At 39.9% G+C, this 1,527-nt stretch carries 1 pseudogene; it reads right to left on the bottom strand.

The window, feature by feature from the left end:
- A pseudogene (locus C9E89_RS22540) lies at positions 1-1,509 on the bottom strand (hypothetical protein); the annotation flags it as partial.
- Between the last annotated feature and the right edge of the window lie 18 nt (positions 1,510-1,527).

Here is a 1,527-nt window from a genome sequence, read left to right on the forward strand (position 1 = left end):
ATACTCCATATTCGCAACACCGATCTTCTTCACCGCAGATGCTTTAGTCACAAACTCGTAGTCCGAAAGCATTACGGGAATAGAATCACTTGTTGAAGTACCAGGACCGCGGACGTGACCGCCTGTGGCGAAGCTTGCGATAGTTTGACCTGCAATCATACCCACAGAAGCATAACCTGTCGCTCTCACGACTCCAGCTAGAAGCGAACCGTAAGCACCACCTTGAGCTAATGCTTTTGTTGCTCCCTCCTCAGTATTTACAATTGCTTGGGCTATTGAAGCAGCCTTACCAGTCAAGAACATACTTTTATAAAGTGCACTTGACTCACCTGCTGATTCTTTTAACATACCTGCCATTTGATCAAAAGTCTGTGAAACCATTCCAGCTATCTGTCCATACACTTGCATTTTGGTTTCATATTCTTGCTGATCTAAATCTTGTGCTTGTGCTGCATAGTCCTCTTTAATTTCAAGCATTTTAGCTTGATGAGTTCTTTCAGCCTGCTGCAACAACTGATTTCTATAATTGGCATCTTCTATCTCAAATCGACCCGTCTCATCTTTGCGATTAATATCCTTAATATCTTTTTGGTAATCATCAAAAGCATAACTAACATCATTGGTCATATTGTTTTGAAGATTCCAACGCGCAAACTCATCTGGTGACATATTTGCTTGAGCTAAGATCCTAAGCTGATTTTCTGATGATTGCTTTTGCCGTTCTGTCAAAACATCTGACAGCTCTTGAGCTTTACGTCTTTGTGTTTCATCAAAAACAGCGAGTTCATACTTAGCTTGATCATCAATAGCTTTTTTAAGCACCTTCTTTTGCTTATCACTATGCTGAGTACTTAAAATTAACTCTTGTTGCGCTCGATCTCTAGCATAGACAATTTTTTGTTGCTCACTCCATTGATATCCACTCAAAGATTCGTTATAGCTAAGCTCAGCTAGTTTGCTTTCTGCCGCATACCGTTTTTCTATATCTGGAATGAGATGCTGTAAACCAAGGCGATTAGCCTCCGCAATTTCATCAAGACGCTGTTGGTTGCGAATGATATCTTCACTACTATATCTTTCACGCAGTTGTTTGATTTCCTCCTCTAGTTCTTTCTGGTCATCTAAGAATTTTTGATAAGCTTTTCCTGAATCATCAGAACCAAGTAAATCACCTTTCTTACCATCACCCCATGAAGCCCATTTATCAATACTAGGCAAGTATCCTGCAACTTCTTTATTTCTATCAGCCGAGCCTTTTACGCGACCTGTTTCCATAAATCTTTGAGCACCAGCTTCGCCAGCGTTATGAGAAAGAATTGCTTGTTTCAAGCTACCTGTTTCATTGAATACTTTAGCGATATTATCTACAACAATTTTTCCAACTTTAAGAAAATCATTATTGTCTTCCATAGAAATATTGTATCGCTTGCGATATGCCCTTGTAGTTTGCCAGTTGCCCTTTGCCCCCGTATGACTAGTTAAATCCGTTCCAGCCTTAGACTCTTGCATATACAAACCAGCAATAAC

This window comes from Acinetobacter sichuanensis (assembly GCF_003024515.2).
In the GTDB taxonomy this organism is placed as follows: Bacteria; Pseudomonadota; Gammaproteobacteria; order Pseudomonadales; family Moraxellaceae; genus Acinetobacter; species Acinetobacter sichuanensis.